8 protein-coding genes are annotated in these 7,013 nt (G+C 43.9%); 3 read left to right on the forward strand and 5 right to left on the reverse strand.

Annotation, left to right across the window (positions count from 1 at the left end; all coding sequences use genetic code 11):
* Positions 1-133 precede the first annotated feature (133 nt).
* A complete protein-coding gene (locus tag C7R73_RS07830) occupies positions 134-1,027 on the forward strand; it encodes a MurR/RpiR family transcriptional regulator (protein ID WP_106449965.1) in 894 nt (297 codons plus the stop codon).
* 197 nt (positions 1,028-1,224) lie between these two features.
* Here the strand turns inward: C7R73_RS07830 and paiA are convergent, their stop codons facing one another.
* The 4 genes from paiA to C7R73_RS07850 all read right to left on the reverse strand — a co-directional run bounded on the left by paiA (position 1,225) and on the right by C7R73_RS07850 (position 3,466).
* Positions 1,225-1,743, reverse strand: a complete 519-nt coding sequence (gene paiA / locus C7R73_RS07835; protein ID WP_106449966.1) for a spermidine/spermine N(1)-acetyltransferase — start codon at positions 1,741-1,743, stop codon at positions 1,225-1,227.
* A gap of 23 nt (positions 1,744-1,766) precedes the next feature.
* On the reverse strand, positions 1,767-2,219 hold the full coding sequence (locus tag C7R73_RS07840; protein ID WP_106449967.1) for a MarR family winged helix-turn-helix transcriptional regulator: 453 nt from the start codon (positions 2,217-2,219) through the stop codon (positions 1,767-1,769).
* A gap of 114 nt (positions 2,220-2,333) precedes the next feature.
* Positions 2,334-2,690, reverse strand: a complete 357-nt coding sequence (locus C7R73_RS07845) for a MerR family transcriptional regulator (protein ID WP_106449968.1) — start codon at positions 2,688-2,690, stop codon at positions 2,334-2,336.
* A 17-nt stretch (positions 2,691-2,707) separates the two neighbouring features.
* Complete coding sequence (locus C7R73_RS07850; RefSeq protein WP_106449969.1) at positions 2,708-3,466, reverse strand: carboxymuconolactone decarboxylase family protein; 759 nt, start codon at positions 3,464-3,466, stop codon at positions 2,708-2,710.
* A 183-nt stretch (positions 3,467-3,649) separates the two neighbouring features.
* On the opposite strand from C7R73_RS07850, the gene C7R73_RS07855 reads away from it, so the two are divergent.
* A complete protein-coding gene (locus C7R73_RS07855) occupies positions 3,650-4,627 on the forward strand; it encodes an aldo/keto reductase (protein WP_106449970.1) in 978 nt (325 codons plus the stop codon).
* A gap of 101 nt (positions 4,628-4,728) precedes the next feature.
* On the opposite strand, the gene C7R73_RS07860 is transcribed toward C7R73_RS07855, so the two are convergent.
* Positions 4,729-5,595, reverse strand: coding sequence for a glycoside hydrolase family 43 protein (locus tag C7R73_RS07860; protein WP_106449971.1), 867 nt, complete (start codon positions 5,593-5,595; stop codon positions 4,729-4,731).
* Positions 5,596-5,779: 184 nt separating this feature from the next.
* On the opposite strand from C7R73_RS07860, the gene C7R73_RS07865 reads away from it, so the two are divergent.
* On the forward strand, positions 5,780-6,913 hold the full coding sequence (locus C7R73_RS07865) for a helix-turn-helix domain-containing protein (protein WP_106449972.1): 1,134 nt from the start codon (positions 5,780-5,782) through the stop codon (positions 6,911-6,913).
* The last annotated feature ends 100 nt before the right edge of the window (positions 6,914-7,013 follow it).

A 7,013-nucleotide genomic window follows, 5' to 3' on the forward strand; every position in this document is an offset into this window, starting at 1 on the left:
AAACAATAACTTCCGAACACTCCGTAACACCGTTTACAAATTTCCCATTTTTTTGATCCGGATTATCAAATAACATTCACAAATATGATAGGATAATAGTGAGGTTCAGAAGAAACACGCGAGGGGGATGCGGATGCTTATCAGAGAACGGCTGGAGAATTTCGAATTTTCCAACAGCGAACAAAAGATAGTGACCTATATACTTGAGAAAAAAGCGGCCATCGAGGAAATGACCACCAAAGAGATTGCCGAGGCGACGTACACTTCTCCTTCCACATTGGTAAGGATTGCCCACAAGATGAACTTCAGCGGGTGGAGCGATTTGAAGGAAGCCTTCCTGAAAGAAGAAGAATATTTGCAGAAACATTTCAGTGAAATAAACGCCAATCTGCCTTTTCATCGTAATGATACCATCATGGCGATTGCAAGTAAAATTGCTGCCTTGGAAAAGGAATCCATCGATGATACCTTGTCGCTGATCACCCATGACGACCTGCAGAAGGCCATCCAGATCATCCGGAAGTCTTCCTATACCAGTCTTTTTGCAGTCAGCAACAACCTTTTGATCACGCAGGAATTCCAACACAACATGTCGCGGATCAAAAAACGGGTGGAAATCTGCTTGCTGCAGGGCGAAACGATCTTCAAGGCGCACCTGGCGGATCCTTCCTCTTGCGCAATCATCGTCTCCTATTCCGGAGAAACTGCGATATTGAACGAAACAATCCATTATTTAAAAGCGAACAATATCCCCATCATCGCCATCACCAATATCGGGGACAATACGACCGCCCGGCTTGCGGATTGCGTGCTCAGAATCTGCACAAGGGAGAAGCTCTATTCAAAAATCGCCACCTTCTCCACCGACAGCGCTATCGTGTACCTGCTGGATGTGCTCTATTCCTGCATCTTCGCGCTTGATTACGATGCCAACCTGCAGCTTCGGATCAGCACTTCCAAGATGATCGAAGCCGGCCGATCCTCAACGGTGGATATCATCAAGGAAGAGGATCACGTTTCGAGATGATAAAATATCAATTGTGTCCGTAAAAACAGCAAAAATAATTTAGATTTTCTTCACGCTTTTTTCACACGTGAGGACTATTATAAGTTCAAGCCAATCAAACAATCTTTTTACTCTTCTCTCTTCTTTACTCCTCCAATGTAAAGAGCAACCGCAAAAAACCATCGCCTCAACCTGGCGATGGTTTTTTTGTATGCTAGTCAGCCCAGCTTTTTCGTCATGATGAAGTCGGTCTGTTCATCTTCGCCCATGAAAAACGAATGCGAACCGGTATGGATGAAGCCCATCTTTTCATAAAACGCGATGGCATTCACATTGTGTTCCCAAACCCCGAGCCAGATCAGTTCCTTGCCTTGAGCGCAGGCGATTTCGATCGCTTTGTCGATCAGATATTTCCCGAGTCCTCTGCGCTTGAAGGGCGGTCGGATATAGATCCGCTCCACTTCCAATGAATCGGCACCCATCTCTTCCGTCAAGGCTGCATCGACATTGAACTTCATATAGCCCGCAAGTTCTTCCCCGTCATAAATAAAATAGAAAGTCGAACCTTTAGTCGAAAGTTCCCCCTTCAGCTTTTCCGGATCGTAGGCTTTGTCCAGATATGCCTGCAGGTCTTCCGGCGTGTTGTGGGCCGCGAAAGTATCCGTGAACGTTTCGATGCCGATTGCTTGAAGATCCGCCAAATCTTTGCTGCCGCATTTTTTCAGTGTGATTGCCATATTGCCCACTCCTTATTCCTGTTTCAGTAGTTTCGTTTGTTGCCTTTTTTCACGTATTCCCAGTCGCCTTCGACGTTTTTCCGGACCTTTTGGAGCAATCCAATCAGAACTGCCGCTTCCTCTTCCGATAATCCCTGCAGCGCCACCCGTTCCGAGTGCTCATTTTCTCTGCTTATGTTCGGAGAGATCGCTTTTCCTTTTTCCGTCGGGAAGATCCGTTTGATCTTTCTGTTTGCGTAGTCGGCTTTCTTTTCGATGAAACCGTTCGCTTCCAGTTTTTTGATGGCACGCGAAGCCGTCGTGCGGTCCACTTTGATCATATCCGCCAGTTTTTCCTGGATGATGCCCGGATTTTCGCAGATGCGGATGAGGTACAAGTATTGCCCCCTAGTCAGGTCGAACTCCTTGAACTCGATGTTCGCGATCGAATCCAAAGCCCTGCCGATAATGCCGATTTCGCGGAGAATTTCCTCCATACCACTCACCTGCCTTATTCTTGAAATGTAGATAAATCATAACGGGTTTTTATTGCATTTGCAACAAATTATTTTTATGGAATAAAAAAAAGAGCTGGAACAGAAGTTCCAACCCTATCCTTTCAGCATCCCTTTATAATGGGCAACTTTGCCTTTCATTTGCGCCAAGGTCTCCTGCAGTCCTCGGATCCTCTTTTCAAGCAGGTCGCACTCGTCGTCCCACAGATCCCTCCTGGCCGGAACGGTATGGAGACCTTCTGCGCACAGGCGCACATAATCGATCAACGGTTCGATCGACACCCCCGCCGATCGAACCTCAATCACGAAATCCAGCCACTTCAGATCCTCATCCGAATACTCCCGGATCCCGCCTCCGACCCGCTTCACGGGAGGAATCAACCCAATCCGTTCATAATAACGCAAACTATCGATCGATACATGCTTCTCTTTGCTGACTTGAACGATTTTCATCTTTATCCCCTACGCTTTCAGCTTTCTTCCGGAGCGACTTCATTCAGACAATTCAACGCCGTCAATGTCCGCGGATACCCGATGAACGGCAACAGGACAGTGATCGTATCCAACAGCTTTTGCTTGTCATTGCCGACGCGGAGGTTGTTGCGGATATGCCCCTTCAGTTGCTGCTCCGCCCCGCCCATCGAAGCAAGCATAACAAAAATCTGCAGTTCCCGTTCCTGGATCGATAAGCCGCTGCGCGTAAAGAAATCGCCAAAACAGTTGTCCGCCAGGAAAGTGGCGAACTGCTTCTGGTTCTGCGGCATCGTGTCCAACATGTTGTCCACTGCATCCCCTGCAGCTTCGCGAACGATTTCCAAGCCCTTCTCAAAACGGTTTCCGATTGTTGTGGTGGATTGACCCTCCAACGGCAGCGTGATCCCTCTTTCCTCCAACACTTCGTTTGCCGCATGCAGGAAATCGAACACTTTCCCTAAACCGGCATAAGGGACGGCCTGATAGACGATCTCCTTCACCTCGACCGGTGTGACGCCTACATTCAAAGCCCCCTTCGCCATCGCCTTGAACTCGTTCACGCATTGCATGGCGATCAAAGCAGCCAACAGCACTTTTTGCCGTTCCTTCACATCCAAACTGGTGTATTGCAGCACTTCATCAAACGCAAAATTATCGAATACCTCAATCAGTTCCGGATCCTTCTCGGCTAAAATCGACACGTGCCCGGGAAACAGTTCATCATGGTTCTTTTTTGCAGTTTCGGTCATTTTCATCATATATCCCTCCTTCTTTATCTTTTTGTTACTCCCAGTGTAAATCCTGGAGTGGACTCCAAGTCAACCATAACAATGACTTATGAAAGATATTTTTAAAACGGCAAAAAACACTTGTCTTGGAGTGAACTCCAAAAGTTACAATAGGGGTATAATAATAACAAAACAGCTGGAGGCGCTAACATGGAATATGTGAAATTTGGGAATACCGGCATGGAAGTCTCAAAACTTTGTCTGGGTTGCATGGGATTCGGGGAACCGGAACGCGGTCGGGAAAAATGGTCGATAGGTGAAACGGAAAGCCGCGAAATCATCAAAAAAGCTTTGGACTCCGGAATCAATTTCTTTGATACAGCGAACCTGTATTCAGCCGGATCCAGTGAAGAAATCGTCGGAAAGGCTTTGAAGGATTTCGCCAACCGCGATGAAATCGTTCTGGCTTCCAAGCTCTATTTCCCGATGTTCGACCGACCTAACGCTAAAGGCTTGTCCCGCAAAAGCATCTTCGCCGAAATCGATCACTCTCTGAAAAGATTGCAGACGGATTATCTGGACTTATACATCATCCACCGCTGGGATTACGGCACGCCGATCGAAGAGACAATGGAAGCACTGCACGACTTGGTAAAAATGGGGAAAGTGCGCTATATAGGAGCATCTTCCATGCATGCTTGGCAATTTGCAAAAGCCCAATTCATCGCCGAGAAGAACGGTTGGACGAAATTTGTTTCCATGCAGAACCTTTACAACCTGCTCTATCGGGAAGAAGAACGGGAAATGATCCCTTTGCTGCAGGACCAAAAAATTGCGATGACGCCTTGGAGCCCATTGGCAGGAGGACGATTGACAAGGGATATCGGTGCCGTCACAGCCCGTGCCAGCCAGTCTGCACAAATCGATCTACCTGCATACATTGTGGCTTCCGATAATGAAGTCATTTCGAGGGTCCATAAATTGGCGGACGAGCGCGGCGTTACCCGCGGACAAGTCGCGACGGCCTGGATGCTGAGCAAAGACTACGTCACCTCCCCTCTAATCGGAGCAACAAAAGTGAAATATCTTGACGATGCCTTGGGAGCATTCGAAGTCGCCTTGAGCGCCGAAGAAATCAAATATTTAGAAGAAGCTTACGTTCCGAGGACTATCTCGGGGTACAGATAGGGAATTTTATCAACGCAAAGAAATAACGCCCAGAAAAATCATCTCTCTGGGCGTTATTTCTTTGGGCTGATTGTCTGATTGAAATGAAGGTACATTATAATTTACATTTCTAATGGCAGTTCCCCGTCGGAAATACTGATAAATAATGGGTGTTCCTGATATCGGTCATTGGGATAATGAAGCGAGAAATTCCAAGTGCCGTCCATTTTTTGAAAAATCATACCGTGACCGCCATTTTCAATGAGTAGCTTGCTTTCATGTTTCCAGGGGCCTTGAATTTTTCCAGATTCAGAATAGGCCACACCTACTGAATAACCTTTCCCCGCCCAACTGGACCACAACATTACTAAATTGCCATTTCTTGCTTTGAATAAACTTGGGCCATCGGAAAAATATGCTTCGCCATCAATACCAAATTCAGACTTAGCAAATGGAACCGGAAGTGCCCACTTTGCATCGTTAGCGGCGAACAGCTTAAAAGGATCTCCAACAGTGGATTCCCAATCGTCGGAGAGTTGGATGGCGCACATATCGCCAGTTATTGTATCCTGTAACGTATTGGAATAAACCAAATACCCATATCCATCTTCTTCATAAATCGTTCCATCAATACATTCTCGATCTGATGGTGTCAACTGGGAACAATAATGAAAGGGACCTAATGGCGAATCAGCTTTTAATAGATTTACCGATTTCTTTCTGTTTTCTGCTCCTAGTGTAGCTACCAGATAGAAACTTCCCTCTTTATAATAGCATTCGGGTGCCCAATAACTTTGATCTGCCCAGAAATCCTCTTCTTTACGGAATATTTCAAAGGGCCCCTCCCAATTGTCCAAATCAGCACTGACGTAGCAATCAAATCCATCCATTTCGCCCCAACAACTTTTACTCCGTGTTCCGTAAAGATAATATTTGTCTTCATGCAACAAAACATAAGGGTCTCTGATGATGATTTCTTCAGTTTTCATGTGTAGCCTTCCTTCGTACAGAATTAAGTATCCGATAAAATTAATCTTTGATACTCCATATATAATCGATCGATATACCCATATTGTAATCGCATTCAATTCATGTGATAATGTTTATTTTAGGGGATAATCCGACAAAATTAGTCATTATTCGTGACAGAAGTTAAGAAATGAGTGAGCCGCGGTGAAGAAAAGTATTTACACACCTTATTATTTTATTCAAGATTATTTGACTGAGTATTTTTTAGCGTTTGAAAAGAAAACAACAGTTGTCAAAGCAATTCAATCTTCATATATGGGAAATAAAATATCTACAACTCCGTTTATACCAAATTTTTCTAGTTGGGACGTATCCGATAGAGAGCAGTTAGTTCAGCTTTTTTCAGAAAACACGATCGATATCTCGCCGATCATCCGTGATCCAAAAAGATTTACAACAAATGTATCTGAAGACTACTTCATTTTCTCTGACAGGGACGCCAAAATATTGCTTCATTTTTATAATGAAGCAGCTCACACTCATAGTCATAATTATTTTGAAATAAACTATGTTTTAAAAGGCAGCATGAAATTTGAATGTGTGGGAGAAATCAGAACAATGAATGAAGGCGAACTATGTATTATTGCTCCCGAAACAAACCATACTATAGTAGCAGATGATCAGAGCATTGTAATATGTATAGTAATCAAAAAAAGTACATTCCATACTTCATTTTTTGATATCTTACGTTATGATAGCCTGCTGTCGCAATTCTTTCACAATAGTTTATACACCTCCAATAAAAATTACTTGCTGTTTGTAGTTCCACCTAGTGAGAAATTTTGCGAAATCATCAAGAATATTTTTATTGAGTCCCACTCCAATGAACCGAATGCAAATGCCGTTTGCTGCAGCTACATCAATATATTTTTGAATGAAGTGTTAAGAAATTTTAGCAACACCTATCTGTACTTCAAGCCCACAAACACGATTTCTTCGCAAATCACTCCCATACTGGCATACATAAAAAATAACTACCAATCTGTATCGTTGCAATTTCTAGCTGAAAAATTCAATTATGATGCGGCATACTTAGGCAAACAGATAAAAAGATTGACGGGATCTTCCTATAATGAAATTGTAAACAAGTATAAAGTGGATAATGCAGTGCTATTACTGAAGTATTCTGAGAAAAAAATATCAGAAATTAGCGAAGCTGTCGGATACAACTCTACTGACCATTTTTCTCGGTGTTTCAAAGATGAATTTTATGTTTCACCAATACAATACCGAAAGAAAATCCAATCAAATCTTGAAAATGAAGATTATTTTCATTAAAACGCAAAAAAAAGATGCATCAAACGTCCGAAAACGTTGATGCATCAGTATACCGGCGGCCGGGGTCGAACCGGCACGCCCTTGCGGGCACTGGATTTTG

Source organism: Trichococcus alkaliphilus (assembly GCF_003008695.1).
Lineage (GTDB): Bacteria > Bacillota > Bacilli > Lactobacillales > Aerococcaceae > Trichococcus > Trichococcus alkaliphilus.

Bases quoted from the DNA above. Each gene is read 5' to 3' on its own strand.
- C7R73_RS07840 (WP_106449967.1), bottom strand. From the start codon at position 2,219: ATGGAGGAAATTCTCCGCGAAATCGGCATTATCGGCAGGGCTTTGGAT.
- C7R73_RS07860 (WP_106449971.1), bottom strand. From the start codon at position 5,595: ATGAAAACTGAAGAAATCATCATCAGAGACCCTTATGTTTTGTTGCAT.
- C7R73_RS07845 (WP_106449968.1), bottom strand. From the start codon at position 2,690: ATGAAAATCGTTCAAGTCAGCAAAGAGAAGCATGTATCGATCGATAGT.
- paiA (WP_106449966.1), bottom strand. From the start codon at position 1,743: ATGGCAATCACACTGAAAAAATGCGGCAGCAAAGATTTGGCGGATCTT.
- C7R73_RS07830 (WP_106449965.1), top strand. From the start codon at position 134: ATGCTTATCAGAGAACGGCTGGAGAATTTCGAATTTTCCAACAGCGAA.
- C7R73_RS07855 (WP_106449970.1), top strand. From the start codon at position 3,650: ATGGAATATGTGAAATTTGGGAATACCGGCATGGAAGTCTCAAAACTT.
- C7R73_RS07850 (WP_106449969.1), bottom strand. From the start codon at position 3,466: ATGAAAATGACCGAAACTGCAAAAAAGAACCATGATGAACTGTTTCCC.